14 protein-coding genes and 1 riboswitch are annotated in these 22,066 nt (G+C 68.8%); of the genes, 8 read left to right on the top strand and 6 right to left on the bottom strand.

Going from position 1 to position 22,066, the window contains the following annotated elements; all coding sequences use genetic code 11:
• The first annotated feature begins 32 nt into the window (after positions 1-32).
• Entirely contained in the window at positions 33-797 is a 765-nt protein-coding gene (locus QGN30_RS21715; RefSeq protein WP_248923548.1) for a maleylpyruvate isomerase N-terminal domain-containing protein, read from the top strand.
• 24 nt (positions 798-821) lie between these two features.
• Here the strand turns inward: QGN30_RS21715 and QGN30_RS21710 are convergent, their stop codons facing one another.
• Positions 822-1,154 carry a hemophore-related protein gene (locus QGN30_RS21710; RefSeq protein WP_008254522.1) on the bottom strand — a complete coding sequence of 111 codons (333 nt, stop codon included), beginning with the start codon at positions 1,152-1,154 and terminating at the stop codon, positions 822-824.
• 373 nt (positions 1,155-1,527) lie between these two features.
• Here QGN30_RS21710 and fdxA point away from each other — a divergent pair, with 373 nt between their 5' ends.
• The 4 genes from fdxA (at position 1,528) to pks2 (ending at position 12,052) form a co-directional block, all read left to right on the top strand.
• Positions 1,528-1,854, top strand: a complete 327-nt coding sequence (gene fdxA / locus QGN30_RS21705; protein WP_007773662.1) for a ferredoxin — start codon at positions 1,528-1,530, stop codon at positions 1,852-1,854.
• An 8-nt stretch (positions 1,855-1,862) separates the two neighbouring features.
• Positions 1,863-2,981, top strand: coding sequence for a succinyldiaminopimelate transaminase (gene dapC / locus QGN30_RS21700; RefSeq protein WP_014384043.1), 1,119 nt, complete (start codon positions 1,863-1,865; stop codon positions 2,979-2,981).
• A 95-nt stretch (positions 2,982-3,076) separates the two neighbouring features.
• Positions 3,077-5,440, top strand: a complete 2,364-nt coding sequence (locus tag QGN30_RS21695) for an APC family permease (RefSeq protein ID WP_202288619.1) — start codon at positions 3,077-3,079, stop codon at positions 5,438-5,440.
• A gap of 225 nt (positions 5,441-5,665) precedes the next feature.
• On the top strand, positions 5,666-12,052 hold the full coding sequence (pks2, locus tag QGN30_RS21690) for a sulfolipid-1 biosynthesis phthioceranic/hydroxyphthioceranic acid synthase (RefSeq protein WP_283106470.1): 6,387 nt from the start codon (positions 5,666-5,668) through the stop codon (positions 12,050-12,052).
• Between the two features lie 12 nt (positions 12,053-12,064).
• On the opposite strand, the gene QGN30_RS21685 is transcribed toward pks2, so the two are convergent.
• Positions 12,065-13,222: a PPE family protein gene (locus tag QGN30_RS21685; RefSeq protein WP_009952339.1), complete on the bottom strand. Its 1,158-nt coding sequence runs from the start codon at positions 13,220-13,222 to the stop codon at positions 12,065-12,067.
• A gap of 74 nt (positions 13,223-13,296) precedes the next feature.
• Complete coding sequence (locus QGN30_RS21680) at positions 13,297-14,481, bottom strand: PPE family protein (protein ID WP_014384047.1); 1,185 nt, start codon at positions 14,479-14,481, stop codon at positions 13,297-13,299.
• Positions 14,482-15,242: 761 nt separating this feature from the next.
• On the opposite strand from QGN30_RS21680, the gene cysC reads away from it, so the two are divergent.
• From cysC to QGN30_RS21665, 3 genes are read left to right on the top strand one after another with little or no spacing between them, the layout of a single operon-like run.
• Entirely contained in the window at positions 15,243-15,938 is a 696-nt protein-coding gene (gene cysC, locus QGN30_RS21675) for an adenylyl-sulfate kinase (protein WP_009952337.1), read from the top strand.
• Complete coding sequence (gene sat, locus QGN30_RS21670) at positions 15,935-17,194, top strand: sulfate adenylyltransferase (RefSeq protein ID WP_248923549.1); 1,260 nt, start codon at positions 15,935-15,937, stop codon at positions 17,192-17,194. The genes cysC and sat overlap by 4 nt, the downstream gene beginning before the upstream one ends.
• On the top strand, positions 17,191-17,508 hold the full coding sequence (locus QGN30_RS21665) for a DUF6955 family protein (RefSeq protein WP_008254554.1): 318 nt from the start codon (positions 17,191-17,193) through the stop codon (positions 17,506-17,508). Before sat ends, QGN30_RS21665 begins: the two co-directional genes overlap by 4 nt.
• Before the next feature lie 25 nt (positions 17,509-17,533).
• On the opposite strand, the gene QGN30_RS21660 is transcribed toward QGN30_RS21665, so the two are convergent.
• From QGN30_RS21660 to QGN30_RS21650, 3 genes are all read right to left on the bottom strand, one after another.
• The gene (locus tag QGN30_RS21660; protein ID WP_248923550.1) at positions 17,534-18,220 is read right to left on the bottom strand and encodes a GAP family protein; all 687 of its coding nucleotides are present in this window, start codon (positions 18,218-18,220) and stop codon (positions 17,534-17,536) included.
• Positions 18,221-18,237: 17 nt separating this feature from the next.
• Positions 18,238-19,974 (bottom strand): fatty-acid--AMP ligase FAAL21/FadD21, encoded by a 1,737-nt coding sequence (gene fadD21 / locus QGN30_RS21655; RefSeq protein ID WP_248923551.1) that lies wholly within the window; start codon positions 19,972-19,974, stop codon positions 18,238-18,240.
• 94 nt (positions 19,975-20,068) lie between these two features.
• A complete protein-coding gene (locus tag QGN30_RS21650) occupies positions 20,069-21,745 on the bottom strand; it encodes a PPE family protein (RefSeq protein WP_014382002.1) in 1,677 nt (558 codons plus the stop codon).
• Between the two features lie 135 nt (positions 21,746-21,880).
• Positions 21,881-22,062, bottom strand: a riboswitch (cobalamin riboswitch).
• Positions 22,063-22,066: the final 4 nt, after the last annotated feature.

Raw genomic sequence — 22,066 nt, 5'->3', positions numbered from 1 at the left:
GCCGGCCCGGCGCGACGGGTATACCCGACACCGTGACGCGACGAGTTGACGACGACCGGTTCCCGGAGTGGCGGCCATTCGCGGATGCCGTGCAACGGCACGGCCCGGACGCCGGAACCTGGTGTGAGGCCTGGACGGTGCGCGACATCGTCGTCCATCAGGCCGGAAACGCCGAGGAACTCGCCCGGGTGCTCGGCGGCCACCTCGCCGGTCAGCCGGTGGCCACCCGCGGGTTCGAGGAGCGCGAGGGCCCGTTGCGCGCCTTGAACGACGCGGACCTGTGGGACGCGCTGCTGGACCGGATGGCCGCCCTCGGTGACGTCGCGGAGGCGGCCGAAGGGGTGCCCGCCGACACCGACGTCGCCTGGACCGGCCGCACCATGAAGGTGCCGTGGTTCGCCGAGCACATGCGCGAAGAGCTCGTCCTGCACAGCTGGGACATCACCGGCGACGAGCCCGCGGCCCAGGCGAGGCTGGCCGAACCGTGGATGTCGACGCACAGCGTGCTCGCCGTTGGCAAGCCGCTGCTGGCCAAAGGCGCCAGACAGCTGGAGGTCGGCGAGCGGATCGACGCCCGGCTGCGGGCCGAGGGCACCGACGACATCGTTCTGACGGCCGGCGCGGATCAGGTCACCATCGGGTTCGCCGAGCCGGACGGCCCGGCGACCCTGGATACCGATGCGGCCGCGCGGGTGCTGCTGCTGTGGGGGCGCAGGCCCGCCGACCCGTCACGCATTCGCAGCCGCGTCGGACCGGAAACATTGGGACGCGTGCGCCGCCTGCTCGGCGGCTACTGAACCGCTTCGTGCGAAGCGATCGGCTCAGTAGTTGTTACAGGTGACCGCGACCTGGTTGATCGTGTTGTAGTACTTCTGCGCCGCCGGCATGGCCTGGATCTGCTGGGCCATCTGCTCGCGCTTGGGCGGCGGCGCTGCCAGGAAGTTGCGGATGTAGGACTGCGCCACGGGCGACGAGTTCAACTGCTGGGCAGCTGCCGGGTCGGTCGCGTTGAGCGCCGCAATCACCTGTCCGTAGTTACAGGTGGTGTTGATGATCGCGTCCGTGGGGTCGGCGGAAGCGATCCCGGCCGCGGCGGTCAACGCCACTGCCGCGCTGCCAACCGCAACGCCCAATTTGCTCAACGACACCCTCATGTGTGGACACCTTCCCCAGTTAATGCACCGCTCTTACGGCGAGAAAATCTGCCCAGCGGTTGCCGTCCTTCCGATGAGATTACCAGGCCCCGCGAGCGTGCTTGCAACGCAACAGATACCGAAGCGTACCCCGGGACCGAGACTCTGCGCAGGTCAGCGCGTTGGTCGTAGTGTTCGCCCTTGGCGAAACGGGGGCCGCGTGCGGGCCCCGAGACTGTCAGTCTTAAATCGGTATTTCGACAGGCGCGCCAAATGGTTGACCTGTATCTGCAACGTCTAGTATCAGTAACCGAAAGCTTCACCGGAAGAGGACGGACGCGCCGGTGCGAGCTGAACAGCAGCCCACATTGAGTAGTACATGGAGGAGACGTCTGTGACGTACACGATCGCCGAACCCTGTGTCGACATCAAGGACAAGGCCTGTATCGAGGAGTGCCCGGTCGACTGCATCTACGAAGGCGCCCGGATGCTCTACATCCACCCCGACGAATGCGTCGACTGCGGCGCGTGCGAGCCGGTCTGCCCCGTCGAAGCGATCTACTACGAAGACGACGTGCCGGACCAGTGGAGCCAGTACACGCAGATCAACGCCGACTTCTTCGCCGAGCTGGGATCGCCCGGCGGCGCCGCCAAGGTCGGCATGACCGAGAACGACCCGCAGGTGGTCAAGGACCTGCCACCGCAGGGCGAAGGCGACTGAGCGACCCGGTGCCACACCAGCTCAAAAAGCGGCGGCCCGCCGTTTCGGCGTCCCTGCCGGAATTCCCCTGGGACACGCTGGCCGACGCGAAAGCGCAGGCCAGCGCCCACCCCGACGGGATCGTCGACCTCTCCGTCGGCACCCCGGTCGACCCGGTCGCCCCGGTGATCTCCGACGCGCTGGCCGGGGCCGGCGCGGCGTCGGGGTATCCGGCCACCGCGGGCACCGCCCGGCTGCGCGAAGCGGCGGTCGCAGCCCTGGCCCGGCGGTTCGGTGTGACCGGGCTGGCCGAGGCCGACGTGCTGCCGGTGATCGGCAGCAAGGAGCTCATCGCCTGGCTGCCGACCTTGTTGGGCCTGGGCTCCGCGGACATGATCGTGGTGCCCGAGCTGGCATACCCGACCTATGACGTCGGAGCGCGGCTGGCCGGGGCGCGGGTGCTGCGCGCGGATTCGCTCACCCAGCTGGGCCCGCAATCGCCGGCGCTGTACTACCTGAACTCGCCGAGCAACCCGACCGGGCGGGTCCTGGGCGTCGACCACCTGCGCAAAGTCGTCGGATGGGCCCGCGACCGGGGTTGCCTGGTGGCCTCCGACGAGTGCTACCTCGGCTTGGGCTGGGACGCCCAACCGCTGTCGATCCTGCATCCGTCGGTCTGCGACGGCGACCACACCGGGCTGCTGGCGATCCATTCCCTGTCGAAGAGCTCGTCGCTGGCCGGGTACCGCGCCGGCTTCGTCGCCGGTGATTCCGACCTCGTCGCCGAGCTGCTCGCCGTGCGCAAGCACGCCGGGATGATGGTGCCGAGGCCGGTGCAGGCCGCCATGGTGGCCGCCCTGCAGGACGACGCGCACGAGCTGCAACAGCGGCAGCGCTACGAGCGGCGCCGGGCCGCCCTGTTGCCGGCCCTGCGCGCGGCCGGCTTCGCGGTCGACTATTCCGAAGCCGGCCTCTATCTCTGGGTCACCCGCGGCGAGTCCTGTCACGACAGCGTCGCCTGGCTGGCGCAGCGCGGCATCCTGGTGGCCCCCGGGGAGTTCTACGGCCCGCGCGGCGCACAGCATGTGCGCGTTGCCCTGACGGCCAGCGACGAGCGGATCGCTGCCGCGGTGCGCCGGCTCGCCTGACCGTCCGCAGTGCGCGCGCCGCCGCGGGCGGTCCGAACGTGCACAATGCTTCGGAGGCGTTTCACGTTCTTGAACCTCGGGTAAGGACGGTGCTTGTGACCAGTTCGACCGGCAAGCTGCGCATCCCGCTCTCGGTCGGGGACGTCGCCAGGCGTGTGTTTTTGGGAAAGCCACTGATCACCGAGGACATCGCGTCGGAGAAGTTGTCCAATGGCGTTGCGCTGGGGGCGCTTTCGCCGGACGCGGTGTCATCGGTCGCCTACGGTCCCGAGCAGATCCTGATCGAACTGTTGCCGCACGCCGGGTTGGCGGCGTTCCTCCTGTTGCTTCCAATCACCGGCGTCATCCTGCTCATCCTCGTGCTGGTGGCCGCCTCGTACCGGCAGGTGGTCATGGCCTACACCCGGGCCGGCGGCTCCTACATCGTGGCGCGCGACAACTTCGGGCCCCGCGTCGCTCAGATCGCCGCGGCGGCCCTGCTGATCGACTACGTGGTGACCGTCGCGGTGCAATCGGCGGCGGGGACGGTCGCGGTGGTCTCGGCGATCCCCGCGTTGGGTCCCTACAGCCTGGCGATCACGGTCGGCGTGGTGCTCATCATCTGCTACGCGAACCTGCGTGGATTGCGGGAAGCGGGAATGCCGTTCGCGGTGGCGACCTACTCGTTCATCGCCATGGTCGCGCTGACCATCCTGGTCGGAGTCGTCCGCGTAATCGGCGGGGGTTTACCGCTCTACGACCCGGCGCACACGGCAGGGGCCGTGCCGGTTCATCAGGGCAACGGGTTGGTGCTGGGCGCAACGATTCTGGTGTTGTTGCGCGCATTCGCCAACGGGGGTTCGTCGCTGACCGGCGTCGAGGCCATCTCCAACACGGTCGACTACTTCCGAAAGCCCCAGGGCCGCAACGCCCGTCGGGTGCTCACGGCGATGGCCTGCATACTGGGCTTCCTGCTCGCCGGGGTCGCCTACCTGGCCCACGTCACCCACGCCACCCCGTATTTGACCGAATATCCATCGGTCTTGTCGCAGATCGGTCGTGCCGTCTACGGCAACGGCGTGGTCGGTGACGTGTTCTACGTCCTGGTCCAGGCCTCGACGGCGGCCATCTTGTTCACCGGCGCGAACACCAGCTTCAACGGCTTCCCGGCCCTGGCCAGCTTCGTCGCCGAAGACCGTTTCCTGCCACGGCAGCTGACGAAACGCGGTCACCGCCTGGTGTTTTCGAACGGGATCATCACGCTTACGACGCTGTCGGTGGCGCTGCTGGTGGTGACCGGCGGCTCGGTCAACGCGCTGGTTCCCTTCTACGCGATCGGCGTGTTCACCGGATTCTCGATGGCCGGCTACGGCATGACCAAACACCACTTGACGCATCGCGAGCCGGGATGGCGGCACCGGCTGGCGATCAACCTGTCCGCCGCGATCCTGTCGACGATCGTGGTGGGCATCTTCGCGGTGGCGAAGTTCACCGAGGGCGCCTGGCTGGTGGTCGTCGTGTTCCCGCTGCTGGTGTTCGTCCTGACGCGGCTGAACCGCGAATACCGCGCCGAGGCCGCCATTCTCGAGATGTTCCGCACCGATCGCCCGGAACTGGTGAAGTACGCGCGGCACAAGGTGCTGGTGTTCGTCGACTCGGTCGACCTCGCGGTGATCGAAGCGTTGCGCTACGGCCGCGGACTGCGGGCCGACGAACTGGTTGCCGTGCACTTCATGGTCGACCCCGCCCACGCCACGCAACTGCGAAACCGTTGGGACCACTTCGGTCTCGACACTCCGCTGCGGATCGTGGACTGCCCCGACCGGCGGATCAGCAGGTCGGCGCAGCTGCTGGTCGCCAAGGCGCGCGACGAGCATCCGGACACCAACGTGACGGTCCTCCTGCCGCGCCGGACATTCGCGCCGCTGCTGGGGCGGCTGTTGCACGACCGGACCGCGGACAAGGTCGCCCAGGCCGTCAGCCTCATCCCCGACGCCGCGGCGACGATCGTGCCCTATGACGTGGAATCGCGGATCAGGGAGGCCTACCCGGACTCGTTCGAACAGCGCATCGCGCAGCAGATCGACAAGATCCAGGCCTGGGTCTCCCAGGACGAGGACGAGAAGGTCGAGGCCTACGAACACCCCGAACGGCCGTCGTCGGTGATCATGGTGGCCGGCCTGATCTCCGGGCAGCGCGCCACCATCGAAGGACGCGTCAGCGAGGTCGAAGACGTCGCCGAACGCGGGCGAACCCGGCGAGAGATCGTCGTCGGGGACAGCAGCGGGGAGATCACCGTGACGTTCCGCCCCGGGCGCGGGGGCGCCGACATCCAGCCCGGTCAACTGTTGCGGATCAGCGGCAAGGCCCGGCAGGCCGGCCAGCGTTCCCTGTCGATGGTCGATCCGACCTATCAGATCATCGAGGATCCGGCGAAGGAGGCCGAGTCCGGGGCCCCCGAACAAGCCGACCAGTCTTAGCGTCGGTGTGAAACGCACTGCGCAGCAAGGTATTTCGAACTTTCTGTCCCGACGCTCCCGCCCGCCGCGGCGGCCCCCTGGTGCCGCGGACGAAATTGTTTAATCCCGCTAACTGACGTGGCTCCGGTGGGTAAACTGACGCCTGCACAATTACGCCCGACCACGTGAGAAGCGATGGTGCGCCCGATACTCACGGGTGGTCGGGCGAGAAGAGGGGACTGCGCTTTGCGTGCCGCGAACGCCACACCGGTGGCCGTCATCGGGATGGCCTGCCGACTTCCCGGGGGGATCGATTCCCCGCAGGGCCTTTGGGAAGCGTTGCTGCGCGGTGACGATTTCGTCGGCGAGATCCCCGCCGACCGGTGGGACGCGGACCTGTACTACGACCCCGAGCCCGGTGTGCCCGGCCGCTCGGTGACCCGGTGGGGGGCGTTCCTCGACGACGTCGGGGGCTTCGACTGCGACTTCTTCGGGATGACCGAGCGTGAGGCCATCGCGGTCGACCCGCAACACCGCCTGCTGCTGGAAACGTCGTGGGATGCCGTCGAGCACGCCGGCCTCGCCCCCGGGTCCCTGGCCCAGACGCAGACCGGCGTGTTCGTCGGCCTGACACACGGCGACTACGAACTCCTGTCCGCCGATTGCGGCGCCGCCGAAGGACCATACGGGTTCACCGGCACCAGCAACAGCTTCGCGTCCGGACGGGTCGCCTACGCGCTGGGGTTGCACGGTCCGGCGGTCACGGTGGACACGGCGTGCTCGTCGGGGTTGATGGCCGTCCACCAGGCGTGCGGCAGCCTGGCCGCCGGCGAAAGTGACCTCGCCCTGGCCGGTGGCGTGGTGGTGACCCTGGAACCACGCAAGTCCGTTTCGGGTTCGCTGCAAGGCATGCTCTCCCCGACCGGCCGTTGCCACGCCTTCGACGTGCGGGCAGACGGCTTCGTCTCCGGCGAGGGCTGCGTCATGCTGCTACTCAAGCCGCTCGACGATGCGCAACGCGACGGCGACCGCATCCTGGCGGTGCTGCGCGGCACGGCCGCCAACCAGGACGGCCGCACCGTGAACATCGCGGCGCCCTCGGAAACGGCCCAGGTCTCCGTTTACCGAAAGGCGTTGGGCGTGGCGGACATCGACCCGAGGACAATCGGCTACGTCGAGGCGCACGGCACCGGCACCCCGGTCGGCGACCCGATCGAGTTCTCCAGCCTGGCAGCCGTGTACGGAACCGACGGGCCCTGTGTGCTGGGGTCGGTGAAGACCAACTTCGGCCACATGCAGTCGACGTCCGGGCCACTGGGGTTGATGAAGGCGATTCTCGCGCTGCAGCACGGCGTGGTGCCGCGGAATCTGCACTTCACCCGGCTTCCCGATGAGATGGCCCGGATCGAGACGGACCTGTTTGTGCCGCAGTCGAATACGCCGTGGCCCACCGGCTCCGCTCACCCGCGCCGCGCCGCGGTGTCGTCCTATGGAATGTCCGGCACCAACGTGCACGCCATCGTGGAGCAGGCGCCGGCAGACGCCCCCGCGTGGGCACCCGATGGTCCGGACACTCCCGGACCCGTTGGGCCACAACTATTTCCGTTGTCGTCCACCTCGGCCGAGCAGTTACGCGTCACGGCCGCCCGGCTCGCGAGTTGGGTCGACGCGCAGCGCAGCGCCGGTCCCGACCGCGACACCGGCGCCGCCCTGCGGGATCTGGGCTACACGCTATCGCGCCGCCGCGCGCACCGACCGGTACGGACGGTGGTGTGCGCGAATACCTTTGACGAGTTGAGCGCGAGGCTACGCGCGGTCGCCGACAACGTTTTTCCGTACGAGCCGTCCGTGGGCCACGACGACCGCGGACCGGTGTGGGTGTTCTCCGGGCAGGGTTCGCAATGGCCGCGGATGGGCGTCGAACTGCTGGCCACCGAACCGGTGTTCGCCGCCACGATCGCCGCCATCGAGCCGTTGATCGCCGGCGAATCGGGGTTTTCGGTCACCCAGGCCATGACGGCGCCGCAGACGGTGACCGGCATCGACAGGGTCCAGCCGACGATCTTCGCCATGCAGGTCGCGCTCGCCGAGACGATGAAGTCCTACGGGGTGCTCCCCGGTGCCGTCATCGGCCATTCGCTCGGCGAAGCCGCGGCGGCGGTGGTCGCCGGCGGGTTATCGCTCGACGACGGCGTCAAGGTGATCTGCCGCCGCTCGCGGCTGATGGGGCGGGTCGCCGGCAGCGGCGCCATGGCGTCGGTGGAACTGCCGGGCCAGCAAGTCCTTTCGGAACTGTCCATCCGCGGAATCTCCGACGTCGTGCTCTCGGTGGTCGCCTCGCCGACGTCGACCGTCGTCGGCGGCGATGCCCAGGCCATCCGCGACCTGGTCGCGGCATGGCAGGAGCAGGATGTGCTGGCACGCGAGGTGGCGGTGGACGTCGCCTCGCATTCACCGCAGGTGGAGCCGATCCTCGACGAGCTGGTCGAGGCGCTCGCGGACCTGCGGCCGGCGGCCCCCGAGGTCGCGTACTACTCCGCCACCCTGTGGGACCCACGCGAACGGCCGTCCTTCAGCGCCGGCTACTGGGCCGAAAACGTGAGGCACACCGTGCGATTCGCGGCCGCCGTGCAAGCCGCCCTCAAAGACGGCTTCCGCGTCTTTGGTGAGCTGTCGCCGCATCCGCTGCTCACCCACGCTGTCGAGCAGAACGCCGCCAGCCTGGACATGCCCATCGCCGCGCTCGCGGCCATGCGCAGAAGCGAGCCGGAGGCACCACCCGCTTGCGGGGGACAGCTCCCAGTTGGCTTGCGCGGCTTGGTCGCCGACGTGCACAGCGCCGGCGCGCTGGTGGACTTCTCCGTCCAATACCCCAGTGGGCGTTTGGTGGACGCACCGCTGCCGACGTGGACGCATCGCCGGCTGTTGCTGAGCCGCGAGTCGGTAAAGCGGGCGCACGGAGCCTCGCTGCGGGCCGTCCACCCGCTGCTCGGTGCGCACGTGCATCTGCGCGAGGAGCCCGAGCGCCACGTGTGGCAAGGGGAGGTCGGCACCGACGCCCACCCGTGGCTCGCCGACCACCAAATCCACGGAGTGGCAGCGTTTCCCGGCGCCGCCTACTGCGAAATGGCGCTCGCGGCCGCCGCCGCGGCGCTCGGCGAACGCGCCGAGGTGCGCGACGTCACGTTCGAGCGAACGTTGTTGCTGGCCGACCACACGTGGGCTTCTTCAACCGCCACGATCTCCGCGCCCGGGGCCCTCGACTTCACGGTGGACACGCACGAGGAAGGCGAACGCCTCCGCCGGGCCACCGCCGTCCTGCGCGTCGCCGCCGACGATGCGGGACCCGAGCCGCCCCCACACGACCTGGACACGCTGATCGCCAACCACCCGACCCGCATGGAGGGCGCCGAGTTGCGGAAGGCCTTCGACGCCATCGGCATTCAGTACGGGCCTGCGTTCTCGGGTCTGTCCGCGGTGCTGGTCGGCGACGCGGACACCACGACGGTGCTCGCGGAAGTCGCGCTGCCGGGGGCGATCCGCTCGCAGCAGTCGGCCTACTGCTCGCACCCGGCGCTGCTCGACGCCTGCTTCCAGTCCGTGGTCGTCGCACCGGAGGTGCAGCAGGCCGGCGACGGCGCTCTGCTGTTGCCGGTGGGGGTGCGCCGGCTGCGCAACCACCACTCGACGCGCAACGCGCAATACTGCCTCACCCGGGTCACCTCCTCGCGCCCCGGCGAGTGCGAGGCCGACATCGACGTGCTGGACCAATCCGGGACGGTGCTGCTGACCGTCGAGGGGCTACGGCTGGCCGGCGGCACGTCGGAACGCGAACACGCCCACCGGCTGCTCAACGAGCGTTTGTTGACCATCGAATGGGAGCCCCGCGAACTGCCCGAGCCGGCGCACAGCGAGCACGGATCCTGGCTGCTGCTCAGCGCGTCCGACGCCGCCGACGGCCACGACCGCCTGGCCGCACAACTCGCCGAAGCCCTGAATACCGATGGGGCGCAATGCGCGACGGCATCCGTCGGATCGGTGGACACCGCACAGTTGCGTTCGCTGCTGACCGGTGGCGGCCGGACCGCCCCCGACGGCCACGGGCCCCTCAAGGGGCTGGCCGGCGTCGTCGTGGTGACCGCGGCCCCCGACGACCACCCGGACGACCCCCAGGGCCGCCGGCGCGGCCGCGACTACGTGTCGCACCTGGTGACCATCGCCCGCGAACTCTCGGATCTTCCCGGAGAATCGCCGCGGTTGTTCGTGGTGACCCGTAACGCGGCGAGCGTCACAGCCGGCGACGCGCCGAACCTGGCGCAGGGCGGCCTGCGCGGACTGATGCGGGTGATCGATTCGGAGCACCCGCATCTGAGCGCCACCCAGATCGACGTCGACGACGCCACCGGCCCGGAAAAGCTTGTGCTGCAACTGAAGAGCGGCTCCGAAGAGGACGAGACCGCCTGGCGCGACGGCCACTGGTACACCGCCCGGCTGCGGCCCGGTCCGCTGCGTGCGGCCGAACGGCGCACCACCGTCGTCGACCACGAGCGTGACGGCATGCGGCTAGAGATCCGCACCCCCGGCGACCTGGAATCGCTGGAATTCACCGCGTTCGACCGGGTTCCGCCCGGACCCGGCGAGATCGAGGTGGCGGTCACCTCGTCGACCATCAACTTCGCCGACGTGCTCGTGGCGTTCGGGCGCTATCCGACGTTCGAGGGCTACCGGCAGCAATTGGGCGGCGACTTCGCCGGCGTGGTCACCGCCGTCGGGCCGGGCGTCACCGAGCACGAGGTCGGCGACCGCGTCGGCGGGGTGTCCCGGCACGGCTGCTGGGGCACCTTCGTCATCGCCGACGCGCGGCACGCGGTGACACTGCCCGCCGGGGTGCCGCTGGAAGACGCCGCCGCGGTGGCGACCGCGTCGGCGACCGCGTGGTACGGCCTGCACGACCTGGCCCGGATCGCCCCGACGGACAAGGTGCTGATCCACTCCGGCACCGGCGGCGTCGGGCAGGCGGCCATCGCGATCGCCCGGGCCGTCGGTTGTGAGATCTTCGCGACCGCGGGCAGCCCGCAGCGGCGGGAACTGTTGCGCACCATGGGCATCGAACACGTCTACGACTCGCGCAGCACGGAATTCGCCGACCAGATTCGCCGCGACACCGACGGATACGGGGTCGACGTGGTGCTCAATTCGCTGCCCGGCGCCGCGCAGCGGGCGGGCATCGAACTGCTGGCCTTGGGTGGCCGCTTCATCGAACTGGGCAAGCGCGACATCTACGGCGACAGCCGTCTGGGGCTGTTCCCGTTCCGCCGCAACCTCTCGCTGTTCGCCGTCGACCTGGCGCTGCTGACCGTCAGCCACCCGCACACCGTTCGGCGCCTGCTGACCACGGTGTACCAGCGCACCGCGGCGGGCAAGTTGCCGTTGCCGCGCTGCACCCGCTATCCGATCCACGACGCCGCCGCCGCGGTGCGCCTGGTCGCCTCCGCCGGGCACACCGGCAAGGTGGTGCTCGACGTGCCGCGCGCGGGCACCAGCGTGGCGACGGTGCCCCCGGAAAAGGTCCGGCCGTTCCGCGCCGACGGCGCCTACATCATCACGGGCGGGATCGGTGGCCTGGGCCTGTTCCTGGCCGGGAAGATGGCTTCGCGTGGCGGCGCGGCGGGCTGCGGCCGGATCGTGCTCAACTCCCGCTCGCAACCCAACGAGCAAGCGCGCCAAGCCATCGAGCGCCTCCGCGCCGCCGGGGCCGATGTCGTGGTGGAGTGCGGTGACATCGCCGAGCCGCGGACCGCCGAACGGCTGGTGGCGTGCGCGACGGCCACCGGGCTACCGGTGCGGGGGGTGCTGCATGCGGCGGCCGTCGTCGAGGACGCCACGCTGGCGAACGTCACCGATGAACTCATCGACCGGTGCTGGGCGCCAAAGGTGCACGGCGCGTGGAACCTTCATCAAGCGACCGCGGGCGAACCGCTGGATTGGTTCTGTTCCTTCTCGTCGGCCGCCGCGCTGGTGGGTTCGCCGGGGCAGGGCGCCTACGCCGCGGCCAACAGCTGGCTGGACGCGTTCGCCTATTGGCGCCGCGCTCAGGGCCTGCCGACCACCGCGATCGCGTGGGGGGCATGGTCAGAGGTCGGCCGCGCGACGTCCCTCGCCGACGGCGCCGGGATGGCGGTCAAGCCGGCCGAGGGTTTTCGCGCATTCGAGACGCTGCTGCGCTACGACCGCCCCTACTCGGGCTACGCGCCGATCATGGGCACGCCGTGGCTGACCTCTTTCGCGCAACGCAGCCGCTTCGCCGAGGCGTTCGGGTCGGTGGGGCAGGGCAATCCGGACACGGGCAAGTTCCTCGCCGAGCTGCAGGCGTTGCCGCGCGAGGAATGGCCGTCGGCAATCCGACGGCTGGTATCCGGCCAAATCAGCCTCTTGCTGCGGCGCACAATCGATCCGGATCGCCCGCTATCCGACTACGGCCTGGATTCGCTGGGAAATCTGGAGCTGCGGACCCGCATCGAAACCGAGACGGGCGTGCGCATCAGCCCCACCAAGATCACCACCGTCCGCGGTTTGGCGGACCACCTGTGCGACGAGCTGGCGGGTTTGGAAGCGGCGCCGTCGGCGTCTTGACTCGCGGTGTCGCTACCCGCCGTACGCCGGGCGCGGCATCTTGAAGATGCGACGTCCGTTGCGTAACACCGGGACACCGGCCTGCCCCGCGGTGCGCGTCGCGGGCAGGGGTCCCGGGACGTTGGAAGGGTCCGCCGCGGACGCCGACGCTGCTCGAAACATGGTGTCCGGCAACGGTTTGAGTGCGATACCGGCGGTGGGCGCGGGATTCGCAACCGTCCAGGTCTGCGGGACGGACAGCTTGCCCACCAGTGCCGCCCGGCCCAGGCCACCCAGCACGGGACCGCGGACGCCCGCGACTTGCGGCACCGCGGGCGCGGGGATGTCCGGCACGATGGGCACCCCGCCCTCGGCGGCCTTGGCGGCCTGGATATCGGAAAGGTCTAGCCCGTAACCCAATTGCCCCCATCCCAGCAGTGTGCGGGCCCCGGCCAGAAACGTCTGTCCCGGTGTGGTGATGAGTGTGTTGAAGTCGTCGACCGAACCGATAAGGGACAGACCGGATCCGGCCGCCGGCGCCTCGCCAAGGCCGGCCGAGGAAGCGTTCGTGACCACGCCCGACGCCAGCGCCGCGCGGGCCTGACCCGCGGCCGTGCCCACGGCTTCGTTGACCGCGGCGGCCTGGGCCGATTGGCCGTGCGCATTCGTGGTGCGGGGCGGCTCGGTGAACGGCGTGAAAACGGTGGCTGCCGACGACGTTGCGGCGTAGCCGTACATGGCGGTGGCATCCTGCGCCCACATCTCGGCGTAGGCGGTCTCGGTGGCCGCGATCGCCGCGGCGTTCTGTCCGAAGAAGTTGGTCGCGATCAGGGTGAGGAGCGCAAATCGGTTGGCGGCCACCACATGTGGCGGCACCGTTGCGGCGAAGGCCGCCTCATAGGCGGCGGCGGCTGCGCGTGCCTGCGCGGCGGTCTGGCCGGCCTGGGCCGCCGTGGTGGACGCCCACGCCACATACGGTTCGACCGCGGCGGCCATTGCCGTGGCAGCATCGCCGGACCACGCGCGTCCACGCAGTTCCGAAAGCGTGGCGGAGTAGCCGGCGGCGTGGGACTCCAGTTGCGCCGCCAGCGCGTCCCACGCCGAGGCGGCGGCCGACATCGGGGCCGAGCCCGGGCCGGCATACATTCTGGCCGAGTTGATCTCGGGCGGCAGCGCCCCGAAATCAAGCATCGGCGATCCTTTCTGAACAAGCGCACACGCGGTCGCTGCAGGTCCATGCCTGCACTGAAGAGTGGAAGTGGCGGCTATCCGCCCGCGGAAGGACGCGGCATCTTGAATTGGCGTGGGGCCACCCGCAAGACGTTGTTGACCGAGGGCCGCGACAGCAGCGCCGAGGATGCCCCCGCACCCGCCGCCGGAGCCCCGCCCCACATATTGGTCGCCGGCCCTTCGTGCCATGACGGCCCACCGTCGAGCTCGGCATCCGACAGCCAATGCGACTCGGCGACGGTGGCGATCGTCGGGTTCGTCGCCGCCCAGCTCTGCGGGACCGACAGCCGCCCCACCGCGCTCGCGCTGCCCGTGCTCGCGAGGGTCGGCCCGGCGACGCCCGCCGTGCCGGTCGAGACACTCGCCGCCGCGGCGGGGGCGGCGGCTTTGGCGGCTTCGCTCGCCGCCTGCAGGTTGGCGCGGAAGGCCCCGGTGCCGAAGGTGCCCGCCGACGTGACGGTGCGGCTCATGGCGTCGCCGAGATTCACCGGCGCCGTCAGCGTGTTGAAATCGTCGACGGCGTCGAGGGCGGAGCCTGTCGAAGTGCCGCCAGAAGGTGGCGTTTCGGAGAGGTTTTGCAACTTCTGCGGCACGGTCGACATCGTCCGGGACAACGCGGCATGAGATTGCGACGCGGCCGAGCCGTTCGTGGCCTGGGCGACCGCGGCGGCTTGCCCGGGCTGGCCGTCGGCGTTGGTGGTCCGCGGAGGCTCGTGGAACTGCGTCAGCGTCGTCGCGCCCGACGACGAGGCGGCGTAGCCGTACATGGCGGCGGCATCCTGGGCCCACATCTGTTCGTAGGCGCCCTCGGTCGCCCCGATCATCGCGGTGTTCTGTCCCAGGAGGTTGCTCGCGACCAGTTGCGCCAGGAGGGTGCGGTTGGCCGTGACCAGCGCGGGCGGCACCGTCGCGCCGAAGGCCGCCTCGTAGGCGGCCGCCGCGGCCCGCGCCTGGCTGGCCGCCTGTTCGGCCTGGGCCCCCGCGGCCGCCAGCCATGCCACGTACGGGGCCGCCGCGGTGGCCATCGCGGCCGCGGCGCTGCCGGTCCAGCTCTCACCTTCCAGCTGGGCGATCACCGCGGAGTACCCGCGCGACGCGGTCTCCAGCCCGTTGGCCAGCACGTCCCAGGCGGCCGCCGCGGCGACCATCGGCGCCGAGCCGGGGCCGGCATACATTCTGGTCGAGTTGATTTCTGGTGGCAGGGCCCCGAAATCGAGCATTGGTACTTCCTCTTCGTCGGTCGGCCCCGGGAGCATTCCGCCACCAGGCGGCAGAGCCGACTGGCGGTGAACCCGGGACCGTCGCTAGCTCTCGCGGGCGACGACGGCCTCGTGCGTTGCGGCCCAGGCGCGTCGACGAGCAGGCAATGGCAAGCGAGTCAAGGGACTTGATCATCGGAATGTTAAATGAAATTTACTTGGTGTTTACGGCCGCCTCGGCGTCGCCTCGTCTGCTGCAAATTTGCCGGCGACATTGCGGCATGTTCGCCGGATTGTCGACGATCGAGGCTCACGCGCGGTTATGACGGGCTTGCGCGTCTGGCGTCCTGGCCCTTTGGCGCCGGGGGCGGCGCGAAAGCAAATTTTTCTCTGCTTGAGTAAAACCCAACGACCCGCATTCGACGGCCAGAAGCGGTTGACGCACAAGCGATCGACAGCCGGGGTCACCAGCGGGCCGAGTGTCGACGCGCTCGTCAGTTAATTGCGTCCCGGGCCGGTGTTATAGCAAACACGGGTCGCCTCCCGCGTCACGGCGAAGACCGCGCCGGCCGGCGTCGCTCGACCCCTGGGGATTTCGTTTGCTGGCCGAACCCCGTGCGGGGACCGCGGGGGCGCGATCCCCGCCGCCAAAAACTCCGTAAGTTGACCATCTTTACTTGTAGGCTGGTTCTGATCGGGTTTGGTTGATAAGCAATATGGTGAAGGTGTGTGGCGGCGGCGCCGTAGCTGCGCATCGACTTCGTTGCGAACAGGATCGAGAAATGCCGAACAACATCACCTGGCACGAACACAAGATCAGCCGCGGCGAGCGCGAGGAACTCAACGGCCACCAGGGTTGCGTCATCTGGTTCACCGGGCTGAGCGGCAGCGGCAAGAGCACGGTCGCCAACATCGTCGAACAAAAGCTCTACGAGCGGGGCATCCGGAGCTATCTCCTGGACGGCGACAACGTCCGCTACGGGCTCAACGCCGGTCCGGAGCTGCTCGAGGAACGCCATGGGCCCGAGTTCGCCAAGCGGTTCGGGCTGGGATTTTCCGCCGAGGATCGTGAGGAGAACATCCGCCGCATCGGCGCGGTCGCGAAGCTTTTCTGCGAGGCCGGCGTCATCGCTTTGACGGCCTTCATCAGCCCTTACGTGCGTGATCGGGACGCGATCCGGGCCACGCTGGGTGACGGCGATTTCCAGGAGATCTTCATCGACACCCCGATCGAGGTGTGCGAACAGCGCGATCCCAAGGGTCTCTACAAGAAGGCCCGGGCCGGTGAAATCAAGGGATTCACCGGGATCGACGACCCCTACGAAGCCCCGGCGCGCCCGGAGCTGCGCCTCGAGGGCGGAACGAAGGACGCGGACACGCTGGCCGACGAGGTGATCGCCCACCTCGAGAGGGCGGGCATCATCCGGGCCTTGCACCGAGTTCACGACGGCCTGGAGAGCAGCGAGGTCACGGCATGAGCTACACAGGTCACAACGGGAAGCCGATCGTGGAGCGGGTGGCCACGGACGACGCGAGCGGCCGGATCGAGGGGTTGGCGCGCGTGCCGATCTCGAAGGCCACCGCGCACGAAGTCATCAGCCTTTCCTACGGTTTCTTCACCCCACTGACCGGCTTCATGGGCCGCCAAGAGGTCGACGGGACCCTGGACAACTTCGCGCTGCCGGACGGAACGTTGTGGAGCATTCCGATCGTCTTCGACATGTCCGCCGACGACATCGCGGAACTCGATATCAAGGAAGGCGCCAGCGTCGTTCTCGACTATCTCGGGGCCCCCATGGCCGTCTTCGACGTCACCGAGATCTACGAATACGACCTCGAGCGCATGGCCGAAAAAACCTACGGCACAACCGATCCCCGACACCCCGGGGTGAAGAAGACCATGGGCTACGAAAACCGGTTCATCGGCGGGGATGTCACGCTGATCAACGAACCCGTTTTCAACGAGCCCTTCGCAGGCTTCTGGCTCACCCCCAAGCAGCACCAGGACGCGTTGGCCGAGCGGCATTGGCAGCGGGTGGTCGCCCACCAGACCAGGAACGTTCCGCACACCGGGCACGAGGCGTTGATGAAACAGGCGTGGCTGGCCGCGAACGAGGATCAGCCCGTCGACAATCTGAACACGGGCGTGCTGGTGAACGCGATCATCGGCCAGAAGCGGGTGGGCGATTACATCGACGAGGCAATACTGTTGGCGCAGAACGCCCTACGCACCAGCGGATATTTTCGCGAGAACGTGCACATGGTGTCCTTCACCCTCTGGGACATGCGGTATGCGGGGCCGCGCGAGGCCATCTTCCACGCGATCCTGCGGACGAACCTGGGCTGCACGCATCACATGTTCGGGCGAGACCACGCGGGTGTGGGCGATTTCTACCACCCGTACGATTCCCAGAACATCCTCAAGCAGTACCGGGACCAGCTGGGCATCAAGCCGGTGTTCCTGCGGGAGAACTGGTATTGCCCGGTGTGCCTGGAGGTCACCAACTCCGCCCTGTGCGGCCATGATTCACGAGCGCAAAGCTTCAGCGGCAGCCTGATCCGAAGCATCCTGACCGACGAAGTCAAGCCGACGCAGAAGGTGATGCGCCACGAGGTGTTCGAGGTCGTGATGGAGTGCGCCGCAAAGCACGGTCAGGGTTCGCCGTTCGTCACCGAGGAGTACTTGCGGGACAGGCTGCCGGTCTTCACGCTCAACCAATTGGAGGGTTCGTGAGCAGCGACGACAAACACTTCAAGGTCAACGTCTGGATCAACGAGGAGCGGCTGGAGGCGCTGGCGAACGCCGGGATGGCCGACCTGGCCAACGAGGCTTTCGCAGGCATGAAGCTGCTGGAGATATACACCACCGAAGAGCAGAAAAATATTGTCCTGCAACGCTATCCGGGATCCAAGTACGATTCCGCCACCACCCGCTCCATTGAGCTGCTGCCCAAGCAGGCCAAGGACAGGCTGTTGGAGCTGTCGATCGCGATGCATTCCACCGGTCCGGACGTGATGGGCCGCTTCCTCGAGGAAACGAAGCCCTGAGCCGACGGTAGTGCCGCCGCCGCTGTCAGAGATCGGCCAAGCCCGCCGCCAGCAGGACGAGCCCGACCGCGACGAGCAGCGCGGCGACCTCGATGCGACGCCGCGACCGTATCCAGTCCTGCAGCGCGGTCATCGCCGCGCGCGTCGCCGTCGGCGCCAACAGGTAAGCGACCAATGGAATCTCGACAAGTGAGAACGCGATGACGTTGAACATCAGCAGCGCACCCAATTGCGTCATGACCGGCGCTCCGGACGCCAGGATGACCGCCAGGGCGGCTAGGTAATCCACCGACGGCAGCGCGATGCCGAGGCCCGCGGCGGCGGCGACCCACAGGGAACGTCCGTCGAGCAGTCGTCGGAGCCGAGTCGTCAGCCAGGCGGGCCCGCCGCGGTCGCGGTCGGGAGGAACGCCGCGGGATCCCCGCCGCCGGTCCGCGACGATCTTCGCCGCCAGTCCCGCGGCGGCCGCCAATGCCAGTGCGCCGATGAGGATCTGCACGCGGGGCAAGGTGAAGTATGTCGAGCGCAGCAGTACGCGCCGCAGAAGGAACAAGACGGTCGCACCCACCGTCAACCCCATCGCGAACCCGCCGGCCACAAATGCGAGCAACTGCAGCAGCGGTTTGGGGCGATTGAGCATCAGCACCGTCATGCCGATCCGGAACGGCTCCAGGCTCACGGCAAGGGCCATCACACCGATGGTGAACAACATCGCAGATACCGGACCGGTCAGGCGTCCAGCCGGGTGAACTGTTGCCGTCGGTACCGCTCGACGCACGCGGCCCGCCGGATCTTGCCGCTCGTCGTGGTGGGAATCGATCCGGGCGCCACCAGCACCAGGTCGGCCACGTTGAGCCCGTGCGAGTCCGAAATCGCCGCGGTCACATCGTTCTTGAGGGCGTCGAGTCCGCGCTGCCCGTGCTCGCCGGAATCGCCGCGGTTCTTCAGTTCGATGATGGTCACCAATTTCTCGGTCTCGTCCACCGGCACCGAGATCGCCGCGACGCGGCCACCGGTGATCGTCTGCACGGTCGACTCGATGTCCTCCGGATAGTGGTTGCGCCCGTAGACGATCAGCAAATCCTTCATCCTGCCCACGATGAACAACTCGCCGTCGCAGAGAAAGCCGAGATCGCCGGTGCGCAGCCACGGGCCCTCGGGGGTGCCCGGCGACGGGTCGGCCAGGACGGCGCCGAAGGTGCGCTGCGTTTCCTCCGGCTTTTGCCAATAGCCGTCGGCCACGTTGTCGCCGTGGACCCAGATTTCGCCGACCGTTCCGTGCGGGCACTGCGTGCCGGTGTCGGGGTCCACGATTCGTACCGTCGGTGATTGTGGCACGCCGTAGCTCAGCAGCGGCGAGCCGGTCCGTGTGGAGGACGGCTGGGCATTGCCCTCGGCCAGCTTCTCCGGGTCGAAGTGAACGACTTTCGGGGCGCCGGCCTGTGCGCGGCTGGCCACGTAGACGGTCGCCTCCGCCAGGCCGTAGGAGGGTTGCATCATGTCTTCGCGAAAGTTGTACGGGGCGAACCGTTTACAGAACCGGTCGAGCGTTGCGGGATGAATCCGTTCGGCGCCGCTGACGATGCTGATGATGTTGCCCAGGTCGAGCCCGGCCAGGTCCGCGTCCGTCGACTTGCGCGCCGCCAGTTCGAAGGCGAAGTTCGGTGCGGCCGAGAAGACCGGAACGGCTTGGGCCATCGCCTGGATCCACCGTGCGGGCCGCTGCAGGAACGCGACCGGGCTCGTCAGCACGCCGGGGTAACCGCCGAGGATCGGAGCGATGACGCCTTGCATCAGGCCCATGTCGTGGTAGAAGGGCAGCCACGACACGCACACGCTGTCGCGGGGGGCCACGCCGTTGAAATCCGGGAAGTAGGCGGCCATCAGCTGCTGGAAATTCACGTGCAGGTTCCGGTGCGAGACCATGACTCCGGCCGGAAGGCGGGTGGAGCCCGACGTGTACTGCAGGTACGCGATGCTCGGGACGTCGCTGACGCGGATGCCCGGCGGATTCGGATCGTCGAGGCTCAGGGCGTCGACCTCGATGACGGCCGGGGTCGCACCGTGCGCCCGCTGCAGATATTCGTCCACGGCCGCGGCGGCCGTGGAGGTGGTGAGAACGACGGCCGGCCCGGTGTCGGCCAGGACGGCACTGACCCGCTCGTCGTGCGTGCCCGGCTGCGGAACCATCAGCGGTACCGCGATCAGCCCGGCCTGTATCGCGCCGAGGAACGCCACGATGTAGGGGAGGCCTTGGGGGGCAAGGATCACGGCCCGCTCCCCGCTGCTGGCGGTCCGCGTGACCTCGTGCGCAACGTGCAGGGTCCGCCGATACAGCTGCGCCCACGTCAGCGATTCGGTGACGCCCGCCCAGTCCTGCTCGTAATCGGTATAGAGAAAGGCTAACTCGTCGGGCTGCAGACCGGCGCGTTCCCGCAACAGGGAGACGACGGACGTATGTTGCATGCGGGCCAGGTTACCGCCTCGGCCCTTTCGCGTATGACGGTCGTGCGAGGCCCGGGGTGCGAGAAACCGTGGCGGGCCAAACGGCCTATGCGCCTTACGTTTTAGAACCCGTCGCGCCAGTGTCCCAGGTTCCCGGCATCATCGGCGTGCGGGGGCCGTCGTCGAACTCGTCGACGACGAGTGCGCTCAATCCCGCCGGTGCGGCGGCGGTCTTCGTGGGGACGGTTCCGGCGAACCCCATCGTCGGCGCGGGCCGGTCCGAGGCCGTCGTCGCCGGCTCGGGCTCGAGATCCATGTATTCGTAGCCCCGGCCGAGCTGGGAGACCTTGACCCGTTGCCGGCGCTTCTTCGTCGCGTCTTCCTCCGGCAGGGCCACGGCTTCGGCCTCGGCGGCGTCGGCCGCCGCCGCCCTTCGGGCGCGGGCGCTGGTGCTCGCGGCCCGGCGCGCGTCCGCGGCCAGGCCACCGACCATGTAGCCCAGGCCTTGCATCGCCGCGACCGGCGGTCCCGCCGGTGTGGGCGGCGGGGCGCCGGGCGCGGGCGACGCGGGAGCCGCGGCGGGTGTGGAGGCCGGCGTGGGCGCCGGAGATGGCGCCGGGGTCGGCGTGGGCGGCGGGGTGGGTGCCAGTGCCACGGGGACGAGTGCCGGGGCCGGGATGATCGGCACGATCGGGATGGCGTGCAGCCCGGCCAGGCCCGTCAGGCCCGCCAAGCCTCCGATCAGGGTGGGGACGACCAGCGGGACCACGGCGACGGTCAGCAGCGGCACGATGAGCGGAATCAGCACGATCATCTGCTCGAGCAACGTCTTGATCAGCGCGATGGTGTCGGTGATGACCGTGCCGATCACTTCGATGGTGGTGAACAGGATGGTCCACGCGATCGTCGCGGGGTTGCCCGAGGCGAATGCCGCCGCCAGGTCCGCCGCGACGAAGCTGAACATCTGCCCGAGATAGGCGAAGTACGAACCGAAGTCCATCGGGTAGCCCAGCGCGAACGCGATGTTGAACGGGTTCAAAAAGCTCAACGGGTTGCCCAGTGAAGGCAGCCACGGGTCGAAACCGGAGAACATGGACTGGAAGAACGGATTGTTCATCAGCTGGTCGATCAACGGCTGGATGAACCGGTTGTAGAAGTCGACGAACCCGGTCTTCTCCAGCCAGTCCATCCACTGGTCCTGCGTGTCGGGGGGATACGACGACGACTGCTCCGCCGTGGCGGCCAGCGCGGTGGCCTTCATGACCTCGGGAGCCGGCTCGGCCGGCGGCGCGGTGGCCACCGCGGCGGTCGCCACGCCCTCGTAGGTGCTCATCACCGTGGCCGCCTGAACCCACATCCGCGCGTAGTCGGCTTCGTTCACCGCGATCGGAATCGTGTTGATGCCAAAGAAATTCGTCGCCGTCAAGACGGCGTGGGCGGCGTGATTGGCGGCCAGCTCGGGCATCGTCGGCATGGCCGCGAGGGCCACGGTGTAGGCGGTGGCGGCGAGGTCCTGCTGGGCGGCCATGGTCGCGCTGTCGGCGCTGGCCTGCGCCAGCCAGGCGAGATACGGCGCGTGCGCGGCCGCGTACTCCGCGGCGCTCGGACCGTCCCAGCTGCCGGCCTGCACGGCGTCCAGCAGCGCGGTCAGCTCGTCGGCCGTTTCGGCATATTCCACGCTCAGCGAGCTCCAGGTCGCCGCGGACGCCAGCAGCGGGCCCGGCCCCGGTCCGCTGCTGAGCAGCGTCGAATGCACCTCGGGAGGGGAGGCCATCCAGATCGGGGCGGTCATCGCTCGCCGCCGCGCGGATCGGTGTGACGGGAGTGGGCGCGGCGGCACCGCGCCGCTGTGGCGGCGGCATTGAAGGCCACCCATGCCGGACGAAACATGGACGTTGACAGCTCTCTCGGGGTACACCCGCCCCGGGTCGCAGTACGCGATGACGCGAGTGTCCTGGCTCTCGGATCGCCGCTCGCCTCGCCTTCCAGCTTTTCAGCCGTGGCCGTTGAGGTTCGCTCCCCGATGACAGTGGCGGGACCGCGCCGGATTCGCACCGGCTTCCTGCGTCGTCATCACCTTACGGGGTGACATTCTTGCATCCCCTCCGAGCAA

The sequence above is a fragment of the Mycobacterium sp. 3-98 genome (assembly GCF_035918355.1).
In the GTDB taxonomy this organism is placed as follows: domain Bacteria; phylum Actinomycetota; class Actinomycetes; order Mycobacteriales; family Mycobacteriaceae; genus Mycobacterium; species Mycobacterium intracellulare.
This window is presented reverse-complemented; position numbering and strand designations above follow the sequence as displayed.